General features: G+C 42.5%; 21 protein-coding genes and 1 pseudogene. 2 read left to right on the top strand and 20 right to left on the bottom strand.

The genetic code is table 11. The features are described 5' to 3' along the window. The first annotated feature begins 136 nt into the window (after positions 1 to 136). Positions 137 to 781, top strand: coding sequence for a class D sortase (locus HUG20_RS09200; protein WP_200090221.1), 645 nt, complete (start codon positions 137 to 139; stop codon positions 779 to 781). Positions 782 to 944: 163 nt separating this feature from the next. Here the strand turns inward: HUG20_RS09200 and HUG20_RS09195 are convergent, their stop codons facing one another. The 14 genes and pseudogenes from HUG20_RS09195 to HUG20_RS09140 all read right to left on the bottom strand — a co-directional run bounded on the left by HUG20_RS09195 (position 945) and on the right by HUG20_RS09140 (position 10,258). Next, positions 945 to 1,481, bottom strand: coding sequence for an SCO family protein (locus HUG20_RS09195; RefSeq protein ID WP_200090220.1), 537 nt, complete (start codon positions 1,479 to 1,481; stop codon positions 945 to 947). 50 nt (positions 1,482 to 1,531) lie between these two features. Next, positions 1,532 to 1,906, bottom strand: a complete 375-nt coding sequence (locus HUG20_RS19785) for a redoxin domain-containing protein (RefSeq protein WP_343073207.1) — start codon at positions 1,904 to 1,906, stop codon at positions 1,532 to 1,534. A gap of 5 nt (positions 1,907 to 1,911) precedes the next feature. Continuing rightward, on the bottom strand, positions 1,912 to 2,124 hold the full coding sequence (locus tag HUG20_RS19780) for a hypothetical protein (RefSeq protein WP_343073206.1): 213 nt from the start codon (positions 2,122 to 2,124) through the stop codon (positions 1,912 to 1,914). 18 nt (positions 2,125 to 2,142) lie between these two features. Further along, positions 2,143 to 2,901 carry a cytochrome c biogenesis CcdA family protein gene (locus HUG20_RS09185; RefSeq protein ID WP_200090219.1) on the bottom strand — a complete coding sequence of 253 codons (759 nt, stop codon included), beginning with the start codon at positions 2,899 to 2,901 and terminating at the stop codon, positions 2,143 to 2,145. Continuing rightward, positions 2,901 to 3,545 carry a hypothetical protein gene (locus HUG20_RS09180; RefSeq protein WP_200090218.1) on the bottom strand — a complete coding sequence of 215 codons (645 nt, stop codon included), beginning with the start codon at positions 3,543 to 3,545 and terminating at the stop codon, positions 2,901 to 2,903. The genes HUG20_RS09185 and HUG20_RS09180 overlap by 1 nt, the downstream gene beginning before the upstream one ends. A gap of 38 nt (positions 3,546 to 3,583) precedes the next feature. Beyond that, complete coding sequence (locus HUG20_RS09175) at positions 3,584 to 4,303, bottom strand: cytochrome c biogenesis CcdA family protein (RefSeq protein ID WP_200090217.1); 720 nt, start codon at positions 4,301 to 4,303, stop codon at positions 3,584 to 3,586. A gap of 49 nt (positions 4,304 to 4,352) precedes the next feature. Next, positions 4,353 to 4,568 carry a hypothetical protein gene (locus tag HUG20_RS09170; RefSeq protein ID WP_200090216.1) on the bottom strand — a complete coding sequence of 72 codons (216 nt, stop codon included), beginning with the start codon at positions 4,566 to 4,568 and terminating at the stop codon, positions 4,353 to 4,355. Further along, positions 4,565 to 5,917, bottom strand: coding sequence for a sensor histidine kinase (locus HUG20_RS09165; protein ID WP_200090215.1), 1,353 nt, complete (start codon positions 5,915 to 5,917; stop codon positions 4,565 to 4,567). Before HUG20_RS09165 ends, HUG20_RS09170 begins: the two co-directional genes overlap by 4 nt. Positions 5,918 to 5,920: 3 nt before the next feature. Beyond that, positions 5,921 to 6,622 (bottom strand): response regulator transcription factor, encoded by a 702-nt coding sequence (locus tag HUG20_RS09160; RefSeq protein ID WP_246476599.1) that lies wholly within the window; start codon positions 6,620 to 6,622, stop codon positions 5,921 to 5,923. A gap of 224 nt (positions 6,623 to 6,846) precedes the next feature. Continuing rightward, positions 6,847 to 6,972 (bottom strand): hypothetical protein, encoded by a 126-nt coding sequence (locus HUG20_RS19465; RefSeq protein ID WP_281392549.1) that lies wholly within the window; start codon positions 6,970 to 6,972, stop codon positions 6,847 to 6,849. Next, entirely contained in the window at positions 6,965 to 8,236 is a 1,272-nt protein-coding gene (locus HUG20_RS09155) for an MFS transporter (RefSeq protein WP_200090213.1), read from the bottom strand. The genes HUG20_RS19465 and HUG20_RS09155 overlap by 8 nt, the downstream gene beginning before the upstream one ends. A gap of 22 nt (positions 8,237 to 8,258) precedes the next feature. Further along, positions 8,259 to 8,915 (bottom strand): ArsR/SmtB family transcription factor, encoded by a 657-nt coding sequence (locus HUG20_RS09150; RefSeq protein WP_200090452.1) that lies wholly within the window; start codon positions 8,913 to 8,915, stop codon positions 8,259 to 8,261. A 62-nt stretch (positions 8,916 to 8,977) separates the two neighbouring features. Continuing rightward, a pseudogene (locus HUG20_RS19150) lies at positions 8,978 to 9,246 on the bottom strand (NAD(P)/FAD-dependent oxidoreductase); the annotation flags it as partial. Positions 9,247 to 9,811: 565 nt separating this feature from the next. Next, on the bottom strand, positions 9,812 to 10,258 hold the full coding sequence (locus HUG20_RS09140) for an Lrp/AsnC family transcriptional regulator (RefSeq protein ID WP_200090211.1): 447 nt from the start codon (positions 10,256 to 10,258) through the stop codon (positions 9,812 to 9,814). Between the two features lie 118 nt (positions 10,259 to 10,376). On the opposite strand from HUG20_RS09140, the gene HUG20_RS09135 reads away from it, so the two are divergent. Beyond that, positions 10,377 to 10,925: a cysteine hydrolase family protein gene (locus tag HUG20_RS09135; RefSeq protein ID WP_200090210.1), complete on the top strand. Its 549-nt coding sequence runs from the start codon at positions 10,377 to 10,379 to the stop codon at positions 10,923 to 10,925. 16 nt (positions 10,926 to 10,941) lie between these two features. Here HUG20_RS09135 and HUG20_RS09130 read toward each other — a convergent pair whose 3' ends face one another. The 6 genes from HUG20_RS09130 to HUG20_RS09105 form a co-directional block, all read right to left on the bottom strand. After that, positions 10,942 to 11,541: a class I SAM-dependent methyltransferase gene (locus HUG20_RS09130; protein WP_200090209.1), complete on the bottom strand. Its 600-nt coding sequence runs from the start codon at positions 11,539 to 11,541 to the stop codon at positions 10,942 to 10,944. Positions 11,542 to 11,922: 381 nt separating this feature from the next. Further along, positions 11,923 to 12,414 (bottom strand): PaaI family thioesterase, encoded by a 492-nt coding sequence (locus tag HUG20_RS09125; RefSeq protein WP_200090208.1) that lies wholly within the window; start codon positions 12,412 to 12,414, stop codon positions 11,923 to 11,925. Between the two features lie 158 nt (positions 12,415 to 12,572). Next, entirely contained in the window at positions 12,573 to 12,722 is a 150-nt protein-coding gene (locus HUG20_RS09120) for a hypothetical protein (RefSeq protein ID WP_200090207.1), read from the bottom strand. Between the two features lie 37 nt (positions 12,723 to 12,759). Continuing rightward, positions 12,760 to 13,962, bottom strand: coding sequence for an ABC transporter permease (locus HUG20_RS09115; RefSeq protein ID WP_200090206.1), 1,203 nt, complete (start codon positions 13,960 to 13,962; stop codon positions 12,760 to 12,762). Further along, the gene (locus HUG20_RS09110) at positions 13,941 to 14,639 is read right to left on the bottom strand and encodes an ABC transporter ATP-binding protein (RefSeq protein WP_200090205.1); all 699 of its coding nucleotides are present in this window, start codon (positions 14,637 to 14,639) and stop codon (positions 13,941 to 13,943) included. The genes HUG20_RS09115 and HUG20_RS09110 overlap by 22 nt, the downstream gene beginning before the upstream one ends. Further along, entirely contained in the window at positions 14,623 to 15,798 is a 1,176-nt protein-coding gene (locus tag HUG20_RS09105; protein ID WP_200090204.1) for an efflux RND transporter periplasmic adaptor subunit, read from the bottom strand. Before HUG20_RS09105 ends, HUG20_RS09110 begins: the two co-directional genes overlap by 17 nt.

The following is a 15,798-nucleotide window of genomic DNA, read 5'->3' as shown; positions in this document are numbered from 1 at the left end:
GAATTAACCCAAACATATAGAAACGATTACAGTAGAGGCAAACACGATACATCGCCTCTTATGTTTCCAATCGATTCATTAACTTACGATGGTTCTGTTCAGACGATATCATCCATATGAATGGTGGTGTTATGACATGAGAAAGATTGGCTTCGTTTTTATCATTTTTGGGTTGGCGATCGTATCTTGGTTTAGTTATGAACACTGGGTTGGCACCCAATCGGTTGAAGATATAGAGAGGGACGTGATCAAGGCAACCGAGGAGGCTGAATCGTATGCCCCACTCCTTAGCGATGATCAAAAAGATCTGGATGAAAATGACTTTAGTGAAGATGATTCTGCAAGCCAAGATTTTAACACCGGCGAAAACGTTGCCAAACTCGTGATTCCTAAGTTAGATAAGGCTTATGAAGTTTATTGGGGGCAAGATGAAGATACCCTTTCGGGAGGGGTTGGTATGTATGATAGTGAATGGACAACAACCCCCGCAGGCGGTGGCCACACGGTATTATCAGGTCACCGGGATACGGTATTCCGCCCCGTTGGTGATTTAAATGACGGCGATACCCTTTATGTCAACTATGAAGGGGTTGATTACGAATACGAGGTTGAGAAATACTGGATCACAGATGAAAACGACCACTCTGTGATCGTGGACAAGGAAGATCCGACACTCACGCTGACGACGTGCTATCCGTTTGAATATATTGGAGACGCACCGGATCGATATATCATCCAGGGGAATCTCGTCAATAAGGGAGATCTATTAAATGAGTTTTAATCTCGATAGCGAGGAAACACATCACATTTCGCGATCTGTGATGTGTTTCCTCGCTATTTTTTGGAAAAGAAAAGCAACATGAATGAAACCATGAAAATGACCAGAACATATTAACGTAGAGTCTGCGTATAAGTACATATCAGAAATATTGCCGCTAAAATGGTCATATATTTTGCGAATCGTCTTCCTGTACCGCTTCAATATCTTCAGCAATCGATGCTGTATCCGTATCCATTCCATTGTATTGACGAAAAACCTTACCATTCGGATCAATCAAATAATGCTGCGTGGAATGAATAGTATCGTTTGCCTCCGGATCTTCTTCAATGACGGCTGCGAATGATTCTTGTGTAAAAGCTTCTATGTCTTCTTGGAGAAAATGCCAACTCTTAAAATCGGCGTTATAATTCTCCCCATATGACCGTAATTGTTCGGGATCATCAAACGTCTGGTCTACGGTGAACGACACGATTGGGATCTCCAATCCTTTGTTTTGAAGATCAGCCTGTGAACTCGCCATATTCGACGTCATCAAATTACACACCGTCGGACAACGGGTAAATACCATATTGGCGACCCAATAGTCCCCTGCCAAGTCTCCATTTGTGACGGTTTCCTCATCTTGATTCGTAAAGGAAAAGTCGTTTATATAACTCCGAGTCTGACAGATCGGTGCTATCGTCGGTTGCTCCTGATTCATATAACCAGCCGCAACCACTACACATTAACATCAGGATTCCAGACGCTTCCTTATTCCATCTCTTCCAACTGTTGCAGCATTTGCTCGTGGTTCATCGCACCCATGGAGACGTTGTGTATTTTTCCATTGGAATCAATCATAAATGTTGTCGGATATGCAATAATTTGATAAGTGTCCATAATATCGGCTTCTTCATCCATCGGCACCTGGAACGTTAATTCATACTCATCTATAAAGTTTTCAACCTCTTCTACGTTACTTTCCGTATCCGTCATATTGACGGCCAATATGACGACATTTTCTTCATCATAAAGTTTTTGCATATCAGGCATTTCCGCCCGACACGGCGGACACCAGGTTGCCCAGAAATTAAGCATCACGCGTTCTCCACGAAATTCGGATAACTGCACCGTTTCCCCATCCAATGTCGTTACCTCGAAATCAGGGGGATATCCCCTGTTTCCAACCCGACTTCATCATCTGATTCATCAATGTCTTCCACTCCCTCCGGCGATGAAGAATCGATATTATCATCTGAAACGACGACCTCTTCCTCTGTTGAATCATCTGATGACATTACAAAATCAAAGACTGCCCAGCCAAGTGCTCCTATCACAATGAGAATGAGAATGCTTTTTTTCATTGAAACCACCTCCGGTATTTATCCAATTTGTGACATCCATGTATCATCGATGAGATCCAACAACCATGTCGAAATATACGGCATCAATCCCAAAAATAAGACCAAACCCATGATAACCATAAGCGCTCCACCAATCTTCATGATCACTCCACTGTGCCGCACAATCCATGTCGTCGACCCGAGGAAAAACGTTAAAATAAGGAAGGGCAATGCAAAACCAATGACATAAAACATTGTGTAGAATATACCCTGGCCCGGATTAGATGCTGCCAACAACAGAATGGACCCAAAAATCGGTCCGATACAAGGTGTCCACCCGGCAGCAAAGCCCAAGCCTACGAAGAATGTGCCCATAAATCCGACCGGCTTTTTCTTATACCGTAAACGCTTTTCCTTCATCAGCGTCGGGATCGTAATCCATCCGGCCACAAACAATCCCATGAATATGATAAAGATCCCGGCAATGCGTTGGATAAGCAAACCGGTATCACCAATTAATAAATTTTGCACCCATTGCCCCAAAAAGGAGGCACCGGCACCCAGGCCGATAAATACCAGCGATACCCCCAGCAAGAAGAACAATGAATGGCTTAGTAGCTGACGGCGAATTTTCTCATCATGATCCCCCTGTAATTCTTTGACACTAATGCCGGTAATGTAGGACATGTAGGCAGGAAAGATCGGCAATACACAAGGGGATAAAAAGGACAACGCACCTGCACCTAGCGCTAACATCATACCGACGAACAACATTGTTTCTGCTTCAATGGCACCCACTATGCATCCTTCTTTCTTTTGCTAACAAACATGATTAATAAGCTGCCAACGAAAAACAAACCGATAAACCATGGCTCAATGATATAACCAAAGACGGTTGCAAATGGTTGGATAAACGTTAACACCAGCACCCCTGCCGTCCAACCAACGAATACCGTCATAAGCAGCATAGGCATTGGTAAACGCCCGCGCATAGAGACGAACATGATTAACAGTGCGGCCAATATAATCAAATACCCAAGAGAGTATGAATTGTTCAAGACCAGTTGCATAAACTCATAGAAAAAGGAAGCCGTTAGAAAAACATGTGCAAACACGTCAACAAAAGCGAGTATATCTACATTTTTACAAATTGATTTATAAACAATAGTGACGGCAGTAAAAAGAACGGCCAGATAAAATGCGCTGGTATCGGCAGGATAAGCGAGTATAGTCATTGGTTCCTGAAGAAATAAAGACAAATTAAACAAGATTTTTCCAACCCAAATAAAGATAACGAAATTTATCAGTTGCGACATCACTTCTTCTATATGTTTTTTCTTTTCCTTTTTCTGCAAATCACTTAATAAAAAGTAGAAAACCAACCCGACAGTAAAACTTGCTATTATGATCCCGATTGATATGATACTGCTGGTTATCACCATGAAGCGCTTCCTCCGTTCACTTCCATCTTAGGAAACATTCAAATCATCCAAGACGGAACATACTCTCCTAAATACGTCGCAATGCTCTCAAAATAACCTGTGAAAAGAAGAATGCCCAATATAATCATAATGACACCACTCCCTTTTTGAATGGTCGGTAAAAAACGATTGATGGAACGAAGTTTCTGGAAAGATTGCGCATAAAGGAGCGACATCCCTATGAAAGGTACCCCCAGCCCCATTGAATAAGCAAAAAGCATCGTTGATCCGGTTAGCATCGTTCCGGATGCTCCCGCAAGGGTGAGAATGGAACCGAGTGTGATACCAATACATGGACTCCATCCAGCTGCAAACACTAGGCCAAACAGAACCGAACCGGAAAAACTCGATGCTTTTTTCGGTGTTTTTGCTACTTTTTTTTCAGTAAGTAAGGCTCGGATAGAAAGGAACCCGGTCATCTGTAATCCAAATAGAATGATGAGGATGCCGCCAAATTGCATAATGGCGTCGCTGTACTGATTAAACCATGATCCAAGCAAGGTTGAGGATAATCCCAGCAGCAAGAAAATAATTGTAAAACCAAGAATAAATCCAATACTTCGCGAAAAAATTAACCGACGATCCGCATTAATCGCCCCCGATGAGATATTGGATCCGGTCAATTGAGCCAAATAAGCCGGAAGCAACGGGAAAATACAAGGGGAAAAGAAAGATATTAAACCGGCCATAAAGGCAATACCAAGCGATACATCATCCATAAAACGCGTCCCTCCTTTCACAACGCTTGCGCGGTACTTCGTTCACCACTTACGCTTCACTTTCTTTACGTTTGCTGATGAAAGAAATAATCATATAGATAATCACGCCTGCTAATAAAGGTTTGGCCATCCAGAGACAAATGTTAAAAAGGAGGTGAAAATAAGAAGGAACGTTATGCACGGCAGATACAATCCCTGACATACACAAAAAATGCAAGCCGACAGCAATGATAATCACAGCAATCCACCAATCCCTTCCAGTCATTCTTCTCCCTCCTTTGCTTCAGGAAACCGCAGCACAAATGCCGTCCCTTTTCCGGGCTCACTTTCTACTTGAATGCGTCCATATTGAAGTTCCGTTAATTGTTTTGCGATGGAAAGTCCTAAACCTGTTCCTCCAAAATCCCGAGCTCTGGACTTTTCACCACGATAGAAACGTTCAAAAATGTAGGGAAGATCTTCGGTCGCGATCCCGCTTCCCGTATCCGTGATTTTTACTTCTACATCCTCATTTTTCAAAAATACCTCAATCCAAATATGACCGTTATCCGAGTAATTCACCGCATTTTGCAGTAAATTTGTGAAGATCTGTTCCAGGCGGAAACTATCTGCTGCAATGGGAGGAAGGTCTTCTTCTATATCTTCGCTCAAGGATATGTTCTTTTTCTTTGCTTCGGCAACCACTTTTGTTTTGGTACGATTGATGACATCCCCGATATGAGTGAGCTCAAGATTTAATGGAAAATGCCCTTCTTCCATTCGGGATAATTCAAATAGATCATGGATCATTCGATTCATGCGATGTGTTTCTTCATGAATAATATTGATAAACTGTTGTTTTTCCGTCTCATCCCGATAAAGCTCCTTCTTTAACGCATCACAATACCCTTGGATATAGGAAAGCGGTGTTCGCAATTCATGAGACACGTTTGAAAAAAAAGCTTGCCTGTTGCTCCGATATCTTTTTAGTTCGCGCGCCAGTTCATTCATGGAATAGGAGAGCGACCCCAACTCATCTCTCGTTTCTACAGGCACTTCCACGTCCAGCTCCCCTCTCGTCATTTGCTGTGCCGCTCTTTCCATTTCTTGAAGAGGTTTGGAAAATTGTCTGGAGGCGATAAACGTAAAACCAAAAGCAAGAAGAAGGGCGCCAATACCTGATAGAAACAGCGCATGCTGTATTTGAACGGTTGACTGATCCATGCGATCTGAAGGGGAAAAAATAAAGACCTCTCCCATATCGTTACCCTGCACCTGTTCTCCAACATAAATATATTCTTGCTGATCATTAAGGTCTGTAAATGTTCCCATGTTATCTTCAGGATTATGAAAACCGCTGATTCCAGAGTCTTCGACAATGTTTCCATTCGAATCAATGATTACCATCTTTCGGGATGTCTCATCATCCATCGATTGGATAAGAAATTCTAAATTAAGATCATCGTCGGCAGCAAGAAGCGTTGCATATTGAGACGCCATTTCCTCCGTATCTTCGTACAAATGAAGATCATTATAATTGGTAAAAATTTGGATCATCACATAACCTAACGGAAGTAATACAATCAGAAACAAAATCATGATCGATCCACCAAGCTTATAAAAAATCCTGTTCATTAGTTATTTTCCTTCCGTTGTATTAAAGGTGTACCCCACTCCCCACACAGTATTAATTGGGTTAAATGGCAGACCTGCTTTTTTCAACTTAGTTCGGATATTTTTGATATGGGTATCAATCGTTCGAGGATCTTGCCATTCACGATCGATGGCCCAAATCTGTTCGATGACATTCTCCCTTGTATATACCCGTTCCGGATGGGTAGCCATTAAATATAAAATCTCAAATTCTTTTGCCGTTAAGTCAACGGATTGTCCCGCTACTTTTACGCTGTATCGATCCGGTTGAATAAACAATACACCGGCTGTGATCTCTGCTGATTCTTCATTTAAAGGGCTGGTTTTACGTCTGAGCAATGCTTTTACACGCGCAATCAGCTCCTCCGGTGCGAACGGTTTGACGAGATAATCATCCGCCCCCAAATCCAGCCCCTTGACTCGATCTTCCACTTCTGTCTTCGCTGTTAGTATCAAAACACCTATAGGGGAACCTGTGATACGTAGACGCCTGCAAACCTCCCAGCCGTCAGTCCGCGGCATCATAATATCCAAAATAATAGCATCGTAGGATTGCCGGGTGGCCTTATGGATAGCTTCTGCTCCAGAACTTGCTTCATCAAGTTCATAGCCCTCCTCTGTCAAATATAGACCAATCAACTGTCGCATTTTTCGTTCGTCATCGACAATGAGTATACGTTCCGCCACTTTGGATCCTCCCATAATTGATCTATCTCAAGTCTAACGGGAAAATATGTGATTTATATGAAGAATGGGGCCTTAAAATTTGATCATTCTTTGAAGTATACGATTTCATCATAAAAAGAAACCCTGAAGACAGGGAGAATACCGCCTCAGAGTCAACAGAATTATGCGTACGGTTCTATGACCGACTTTATTAGAATTAATTTGTTAATACACTTTTTAACGATTCAATCGATTTCGTCTAAACGACTGTCAATATCCCCTAATGGGATATAGTTAGCTCCATGTATTTTGTCCGTGGCAACTTCATCCGTTTCACTAACATCGATAATGCTCACCTCTTCCCTACCCAATATTTTTTCTTCTAATAGACCAAATCACAAGAGGAATGAGTATTAACGATAAAATCCCTCCAGCAAATGACATTATTTCAAAACTTGAACCGGCAACGACCATTCCCGACAAGGCACCACCAGTAGACCCTGCCAGTGCCATAAAAACATCTACTGTGCCTTGTGTTTTGGCACGTGTAGTTGCTTCTGTTGAATCGATTACGAGAGCTGTACCACTTATCAACCCGAAATTCCATCCAATTCCAAGTAAAGCAAGCGCCACGATCATAAAGAATAGAGAACCTCCTGGTGCAATGGCTGCTACGACACCCGCAAGGAGCAGTGTAACCCCGGCAGCAATGGCCATGGCAGGGCGACCAACTTTATCAACAAGAATGCCTGTCACAAGGGAAGGAAGATACATGGCACCAACGTGAATACCGATAACAAGGCCGATTGCACTTAAAGTATGGCCATGATGTTCCATATGGATGGGGGTCATTGTCATAATGGCAAGCATAACCAGTTGGGCGAGCACCATAATAATCGCACCAACGGTAATTCCTTTTTTATTTAGTTGATTTTTCTCTATTGCCTCGTCAAATTCTTTATTTTGCTTATTTGCATTAATTTTTAACGCTATTATGAATGGATCAGGACGTAAAAAAGTAAATAACATAAGACCTGCTGAAATAAACGCTGCTGCGGCTAAAATAAATGGGCCAGCGAGTTCCGGAATACCAATAGAGAGAGCGACGTTTCCCATAACTTCCACTAAATTCGGACCTGCAACAGCACCAAAAGTGGTGGCGACCATTGCTATACTTACAGCAGTCCCGCGCTGTTTGTTCGTTGCTAAGTCTGTGCCGGCATAACGGGCTTGTAGATTGGTTGCCGTCCCTGCACCATATACGAGCAGGGAAGCAAATAATAAGAAAACGTTACTTATAATCGCTGCCAACACAACACCTACGGCTCCAAGCCCGCCTGTTATAAAGCCTGTAGCAAGACCCATACGTCTTCCAAAACGATTGGACAGCCTTCCTACGGCTAACGCAGCGCCTGCTGAACCCAACGTAAATAAAGCAGCCGGAAGTCCCGCAAGTGCATCTGTGCCAAGCATGTCTTCTGCCAGCAACGCACCCACGGTTATGCCTGCAGCTAACCCAGCCCCACCAAACATTTGCGAAATCACGACAATGATCAATGTACGTTTATATAATTGTTTTTGTTTTTCGGGATGATCGATATATTCTTGTGCCAAATCACTTGTACCATCAGCCATCGTGAACAAACACCTTCTTTATCTAATGTAAATGTTCCTGAAACTCATTCCAATCTTGAACGCTGTTTTCTAAACGATAAGCATGAATGCCCTGACTTCTTAAAAACTCTACAGCCTCTACCGATAGCAAACAGTATGGGCCTCGAGAGTAGGCGACAACATCGCTGTTAGTTGGCAAAGAAGAAAGTTTTCCCCTCAATTCTTCAACAGGCATGGAAACAGCCCCCGGAATATGAGCATTTTCATATTCTTCTTTCGGTCTGACATCCAACAATAAAACTTCGCCCTTTTCCATACGATCGTTAAGTTCTGAAAGCGAAACCCCATCCATGCCTAAATTGGCATTTAAAAACGTTTGTTTAATTTGTTGAACCTGTACAAACTGTTTTTCTGACAATGTATGCAGGGAATTGATAAAGTCGGAAATGATATCATCTGCCAGTTCATAAATCACATAATTGCCTTCCTTCCGAAACTTGACCATTCTGGCATTGTGAAGCGTTTGTAAATGTTGGGATACGTTTGCGACAGACATCGTCGTTGCTTTTGATAATGCTTCCACTGACTTTGGGCCTTGAGATAAAAGATCAAGCACCTCCAGTCGTTTTGGACTGGAGAGACTTTTGCCTATTCTTGAAAACTCTTGATACAATAAGTCTTTTAAATTTCTTTCATTCAACATTTCAAATCACCTTTTATTCAATTATATTAATGAATAGTTGAATTATAAGCCTGACAAACTTTTTGGTCGACGATGTCTTCGATTTTAATATTCCCGTGTGCATATTCCGTACCGAACTTTTTCGCATGCCCAAACATCTTATTGGATAAATCGGCGCCATAAATAGGATCATATCCAGGGTAGTTCTCTATATGTTCCGTATCAGCCATTTGACCACCCCGGCATACCTCTTTCTACTTAAATTTACGCGTGAAGCATATACGGACGCTGTCATACCAGCAGGATCGGCACCCACAATAATAACATCATACATTTTTTCTTCGGACAAATTAATCCTCTTCTGCAGTATCGATCTTAACTATTTAATTGTTTAATTGAATATTAGATTCTTTTTAGCAAAAAGTCAATTGATTTATTACCTATTCGTCTGCATTCAATTTATATTGTCTTCCGTATCCCGGATGTCGCTTCCATGGCTTCTCTCTCCACGAACGGAGGTCAATCCTCCAGCGCTGCGGGGTCTTTGACACGTCCGTTTTGATGTCTTCACCATTGCAGCGTCATCCGTACGCTGCCAGAAGTGCAAGGGTTTTTCTGTTTATAGGATGGATTTCCTTGCACCTACTGGGCAGTTTCAAAAATTCTCGCTTTGTCCATACCCACAGCTCTTGAAGGGACGGTTGTCAGGCAGACACTTTTGTTGGTTTCACCCACCATACAAGACGACCGATGCAAGGGCGTTGTCGGATCCTTTGACCGGCTTCGACCCATGTTGGGAAATCATGTTGCCGTCCCTCAAAGGGAAAGAAAACTGCAGCTAGAGGGACGTCAAACTCTACCTCAATATTATCTGTCTCCTTGATATAACAAAAAACAATAGACGGATCCGAACATTATTGTATTGTGTCAGTAAACGGGTTTTGTTGTTTAAGAGCTTGTATGGACAGATTTAAACTATAATTCCCATGTTCGAGGAGTTGATCAAGAAAAGCATTCAATTGATTTTGGAATTGAACTTTAACTTTTAAATGATAACAGCCGTCCCCGGAAACGCGGTGAGCTTCAACGACCTCTGTTCGATCTTGAATAAAACGAATAAAAGCACCATGATGTGCCGTTTTCATATGAACAACGACAAACGCTGTAAAAGAAAAACCCAGTTTCATTTCATCGGTGACAAGAGAGTAGGCCTTAATGACGCCATTATCCTCCATTTTTTTAATTCGGTTCCCTACTGCTTGACCGGTCATATGAATTTGCTCTCCTATATCTCTCCATTGCATTCGTGAATTTTCAGTTAGTATCTGGAGAATCTGAACGTCAATTTCATCGATGTCCATTAAAAAATCCTTTCGCAGTGAAATGATTTGATATGAAAGTGTTTCATCAAAGGATCGATAAAAATTAAAAAATCCTTTATCATTTTTATTGTAATCAATGTTTGATGAGGTGAAAATAATGAGCACAGCTTTAATCGTTGTCGATATTCAAAATGACTATTTTCCAAATGGAAAAATGGCGTTAAGCAACCCTGACAAAGCAGCCGCTAACGCTGCTAAAATGATTGATTGGTTTAGACAAAATAACAAGGATCATATTTTTCATGTTCAGCATATCGCTAACAGTCAGGAGTTAGGCTTCTTTCTGCCAAATACAGATGGTGCTGAAATACATGAAACGGTTCAACCGTTAGATGACGAAAATATTGTCGTAAAAAATTTCCCTAATAGCTTTTTGCAGACTGATTTAGAAAGCAAGTTGAGAGAAAAAGGTGTAACCAAGGTCGTCGTTGCAGGCATGATGACACACATGTGTATTGATGCCACCGTTAGGGCCGCAGTTGATCTAGGTTTTGAAACGACACTTATTGAAGATGCATGCGCGACAAGGGAGTTAGTTTATCAAGAAAGGACAGTTCCGGCAGAACAGGTTCATGATGCATTTGTCAGTGCCGTGAACGGCATGTATGCGGATGTCATTTCGACAGAGGATTTATTGAAGAAATAGTTCAATATGATCCCTATCATTTCTTGATAACGGCCTGAATAACATGACCTAAGCCCACATGTCTTTTTCCTTCATCTCGCGTCGCCTCACCGTAATAAAAATGAATACATGTGTAATCTTTAATCCAATTTAAGATTTCTGCCGGGTCATACAGCATGTCAAAAGAGGGCGGGCCACCTGTTTGATAATGGAGTTGATCCTTAGAATAAACTTCAAAAATGACATACCCACCAGGTTTCACTGCATCGATCATGTTTTCCATCAAAAATGGTTGATCTGTTTTTGGAACGTGTCCAAATACCATAATGGCTGCATCGTATAGGTTCGTATGGACTTTTTCTTGCGTCAAATCAATTTGAACGGTTTTTATATCAACTTTACGTTCCCTTGCCAACTTTTGCGTTTTCTCAAGGCCAATGGTTGATTGGTCATAAGCTGTCACATCATGACCTAATCTAGCTAGGTAAACCGCATTACGACCTTCACCTTCTGCAAAACAACCGACCTTTGAATGGTCTGGAACGATACGACTCATTTCATGTATAAATACATTTTCTTTTTGACCGTAAACAAAATCTTGATCCGAAAAACTGTTATCCCAATGTTCTTTTGACATTATTATTTCTCCTTAAAGGAAATCCATCCAGATTTTAATGGTAGTTACCGGTATGAGAATAGCCAATGATTTTATCTTTTATCCAATGAAAAATTCGGGAGCGAGCTTACATCATGCCTCCCACTGGCTAAAACGATTCACTTTCGTTGTGATAGATCATGCAAAGCTCCACGATCAGCAGCGATGCTTTTTTTAACATCGTTCCCTTCCAGCTTCCCCTATATTGAAGATTATTCTCTCTCCAAACGGCCTCTTTATTTGACCATTAAAAGCGTCCTTGATGAGGGTAAATCCCTACTTCAGCCGTTCTGAACTAACACACAGAATTTCCGTACTTTTTTTTCGTTTATTTTCATAATGGAGCTATCTATTCGTCCTGCACTAGGTATTTTCCTTCCTAAATGTTTTTGGCATTAACACAGCCGCTACTTCACCAGTAACAACGAGATTGTCCGTTGCAAATACCTCCGTGTAGACTTTATATTTTTTGGGATGGATTTCTTCTACTGTTCCAATTGCTTTTAATGGTTCTCCCATCGGAGTTGGATGTTTGTAATCGACGTTTAGAGAACTTGTTACGAATCTCGGTGGATGAATCCCATCACCGATCTCATTTCCATTCTTGCGGTGCAAATACAAAGATGCTGATCCAGTTCCATGACAATCAATTAACGACGCTAACAAACCACCGTAAACAAAATCCGGGATGCCTCCTGTATGCTCGGGGCGTGGCGTATAAATGGTTACCGTATTTTCACCACTCCAGCCTGTTCGGAGATGGTAGCCGTTTTCATTCAATCGACCACATCCATAACACCAAGAAAAATCATCAGGGTAATCATCTTGAATCGCTTTCATTGCTTTTTCCTCCATCTAAAAACCTCCCATTCATATACAAGATTATATACTGCGTGATCGATAAGAAAAAGATATTTACATCTCCTCGTTGGCCAGCCAAGCGTAGTGTTTTTTCCGTAGCGGTTACCATCGTTCATCAGTACACCTATGGGTATGCAAGACATCACCTTTTACTATTCAGCCTGATGAAGGATAATCCGATAAGCAAAACGGGTCAGCAGCGTACGCATTCCATATAACACTACGCCTGCATCGTTACGTAAAGCCTCAAACAAAGGTTTCATACTGCCGGCAACCTTCCATACAATACCATCTTGTGCCATTCCACATCTCACCGACAGTATGTACAAATTAAGTATCTTATTCATAACGCATGGCCTCGATTGGGTCGAGTTTCGCTGCTTTATTTGCAGGTAAGAGCCCGAATACAATCCCGATGAGCATCGAGAAACCAACCCCAAGAAGAATGATAGGAATCGAAACAAGGGACGGCCAACCAACAAAAAATGCAACCGTATTTGCAAGCCCCGCGCCTAAGCCGGTTCCAATCAACCCGCCAATCGTCGTAAGCGTCATCGCCTCAATAAGGAATTGCAGAAGAATATTGCTACGCGTTGCTCCTAAAGATTTCCGCAAGCCGATCTCCCTCGTTCTTTCGGTGACTGAAACCAGCATAATGTTCATGACGCCTATGCCGCCAACAACGAGTGCGATTCCCGCAACACCCCCAATAATGATGGTAGTAATGTTTGTCACCTGAGAAATCCCTTCTTCAATTTCCTCCATATTCAATACTTCGTAATCTCCCGCCAAAGAATGATTTTCGTTTAAGATTTGCGTTGTATTTTCCCCCGCTTCTTGTATGTGATCGGCTGAAGTGGCTTGCACGTTGAGAATATCCATGTCATCCGTTCCATACAGCATCGGCCACACCGTTTGGGGAATGAGCACCTCATCCATGGTAAAGTCGAATAAACTATGATTTTCCCTAGTAAAGACCCCCACAATTTCAAACGGCGTATTTTCGATATCGACTATTTGTCCAATCGGATTCTCTCCGTTATCAAAAAGCTCCTCAACTAACCCTTCACTCACAGTTGCAATTCTACGCCCCATGTCAACATCTCGATCATCAAGCAGTCGGCCATTTACAGCGGATAATTCATTTAGTTGATAATAGCTTTCGTTTAATGCGACCACTTGTGCTGTCGCATTTTCCTGCGTATAATCGATTTCTGTCGAAGTCTGGGCATAGGCAATCACTTGCTCAACGGTCGGAATCGCCTCGATGGCACGAATATCCTCTTTTGTATATTGCGTAGCTGAATACGGATCAGCACCGCTTCCCCACTCTTCGTCGGAAGGATCATAATAAACCTCAAAGGTGTTATTGCCCCCGCCGGCAAATTGAGAGGTGAGCACCGCTTCACCACCACGGCCGATCGCCACAATGGCAATGATCGCGCCGACACCGATAATAATCCCCAGCATTGTCAGGAGCGAGCGCATCTTATGACTCCATATCGAACTTAATGCCATTTTTAAACTGTCGATGAAGGACACGTTTCCTGCCTCCAATCATCGGTGATTTCCCCATCTCTAAAGGTGACAACCCGTTGCGCGTAATCCGCGACTTCTCGTTCATGTGTAACCGTGATCACGGTAGCGCTCTCCCTATGTAGCTTTTCAAACAGCTGCATGATTTGTTCGCCCGAGACTGTATCTAAAGCTCCGGTTGGTTCATCCGCTAAAATTAAGGCAGGGTCATTAATGATCGCACGGGCAATGGCGGCACGCTGTTTTTGACCTCCGGACAATTGATTCGGATAATGCTTCATCCGATCACCAAGCCCAACTTTCCCCAATGCCACTTGCGCTCGTTCTCTGCGCTCCTTTTTCCTTACACCGGCATAAACGAGTGGCAATTCCACATTCATTTCCGCAGTTAACCTGGGCAGTAGATGAAATTGTTGAAAAACAAACCCAATTTTTTTGTTGCGAATACTGGCAAGGGCCATCTCGGTTTGCTGCGAAATATCGGTTCCATCCAACGTATATGATCCAGCTGATGGTTGATCCAGACAACCGATCAAGTTCATAAGGGTTGACTTTCCTGACCCTGAAGGCCCCATGATCGCGACAAACTCATTTTTTTCTATCCGTAATTGCACATCTTTTAACACCGTTAATGTTTGGTCTCCGTTTTCATAACTTTTTTCCACCTTAGTCAGTTGAATCATCTTGATTCACTTCCATTCCCGGTACAACTGGATTTTCTTCATCTTGTATGATGATCTCATCTCCAGGTTCGACCCCGGAAATGATTTGCACGCCTTGCTCATTGCGAATCCCGGTTTCAATCCCTTGTCGAGTCACATGCCCATCCTCCAACGAATCGACATATTCCATTTCTTCATCTGACTCCATATCTATTTCGGTTTGAATGACCTCTGCCGGGATCACCGTAGCAGCTACTGCAGCTTCTACGTCAATAAAAACATTCGTATGAAAGCCATGAACAAGCTCAGGGGCCTCTTCATCCAACTGAACCGTAAACGGATAGTTCGTGGCGCTGTCCTCCTCCATTTCAATTTCACTGAACTCATCCTCATCGGCCGGAGCTGTGCCGAGTTCAACCATCGTCCCTTCCCAGTCCTCATCGTTTACCACGTTCGCTTCAACACGAACGTCCTGATCCTCTTCAAGACGAACGAGGTCATATTCAGAAACCGTTCCGTTAATCTCCCAATCCTCATCGGAAATGATATGTAGGAGGGGCTCTTCGCCTTCCATCGCCTCAGAAACCTCAAGACGTTCATGTACGACGCCATCCACATCGCTGTACACTTCATGTGTATCACTTTGTTGGTCTTGATAGTATTCGAGTTCTTCTTCTTGTTCACTCATTTCCTGGTTCGATAATTGCTGTTGAAAAAGGAGATCGTCCCGTTCTTGCTCGTACTGTTCAATCACTTCATCTGGTTCACCATCCCTTTCTGCATTGGCAATTTGTGTCTCCAAATTAGCGATCTGATTAGTTTGTTGTTCGACCTCCAAGTTTAAACGATCGATGCCATTTTCTATCGTGACGATTTGCCGACTCACTTCATCCTCCTCTTCATAACTGAGAAGCAAATCCCCTTCGCTCACATCGTCGCCCGCCTCCACGTGAATTTCTTCGATATCGCCATGTTGCGTCTCTTGATACACACGTTGTTCACTTTGTGGTTCAACGATGCCGTTTGCGACAATCGATTCGTACATATCTTCTTCTGTTGCAGTGATTGTTTCAATGGTCTCCGAATCACTTGCTTGCTTTCCTGACAATATGTATGTATTTATACCTACTACAGCGATCACAATCAACAATCCGATCAACAGTGCCATTCTTTTCTTCAT

It is taken from the genome of Salicibibacter cibi, assembly GCF_016495865.1.
Lineage (GTDB): Bacteria > Bacillota > Bacilli > Bacillales > Marinococcaceae > Salicibibacter > Salicibibacter cibi.
This window is presented reverse-complemented; position numbering and strand designations above follow the sequence as displayed.

Bases quoted from the DNA above. Each gene is read 5' to 3' on its own strand.
- HUG20_RS09200 (WP_200090221.1), top strand. From the start codon at position 137: ATGAGAAAGATTGGCTTCGTTTTTATCATTTTTGGGTTGGCGATCGTA.
- HUG20_RS09195 (WP_200090220.1), bottom strand. From the start codon at position 1,481: ATGAATCAGGAGCAACCGACGATAGCACCGATCTGTCAGACTCGGAGT.
- HUG20_RS19780 (WP_343073206.1), bottom strand. From the start codon at position 2,124: ATGAAAAAAAGCATTCTCATTCTCATTGTGATAGGAGCACTTGGCTGG.
- HUG20_RS09180 (WP_200090218.1), bottom strand. From the start codon at position 3,545: ATGGTGATAACCAGCAGTATCATATCAATCGGGATCATAATAGCAAGT.
- HUG20_RS09175 (WP_200090217.1), bottom strand. From the start codon at position 4,303: ATGGATGATGTATCGCTTGGTATTGCCTTTATGGCCGGTTTAATATCT.
- HUG20_RS09170 (WP_200090216.1), bottom strand. From the start codon at position 4,568: ATGACTGGAAGGGATTGGTGGATTGCTGTGATTATCATTGCTGTCGGC.
- HUG20_RS09165 (WP_200090215.1), bottom strand. From the start codon at position 5,917: ATGAACAGGATTTTTTATAAGCTTGGTGGATCGATCATGATTTTGTTT.
- HUG20_RS09155 (WP_200090213.1), bottom strand. From the start codon at position 8,236: ATGGCTGATGGTACAAGTGATTTGGCACAAGAATATATCGATCATCCC.
- HUG20_RS09140 (WP_200090211.1), bottom strand. From the start codon at position 10,258: ATGGACATCGATGAAATTGACGTTCAGATTCTCCAGATACTAACTGAA.
- HUG20_RS09135 (WP_200090210.1), top strand. From the start codon at position 10,377: ATGAGCACAGCTTTAATCGTTGTCGATATTCAAAATGACTATTTTCCA.
- HUG20_RS09130 (WP_200090209.1), bottom strand. From the start codon at position 11,541: ATGTCAAAAGAACATTGGGATAACAGTTTTTCGGATCAAGATTTTGTT.
- HUG20_RS09125 (WP_200090208.1), bottom strand. From the start codon at position 12,414: ATGGAGGAAAAAGCAATGAAAGCGATTCAAGATGATTACCCTGATGAT.
- HUG20_RS09120 (WP_200090207.1), bottom strand. From the start codon at position 12,722: ATGGCACAAGATGGTATTGTATGGAAGGTTGCCGGCAGTATGAAACCT.
- HUG20_RS09110 (WP_200090205.1), bottom strand. From the start codon at position 14,639: ATGATTCAACTGACTAAGGTGGAAAAAAGTTATGAAAACGGAGACCAA.
- HUG20_RS09105 (WP_200090204.1), bottom strand. From the start codon at position 15,798: ATGAAGAAAAGAATGGCACTGTTGATCGGATTGTTGATTGTGATCGCT.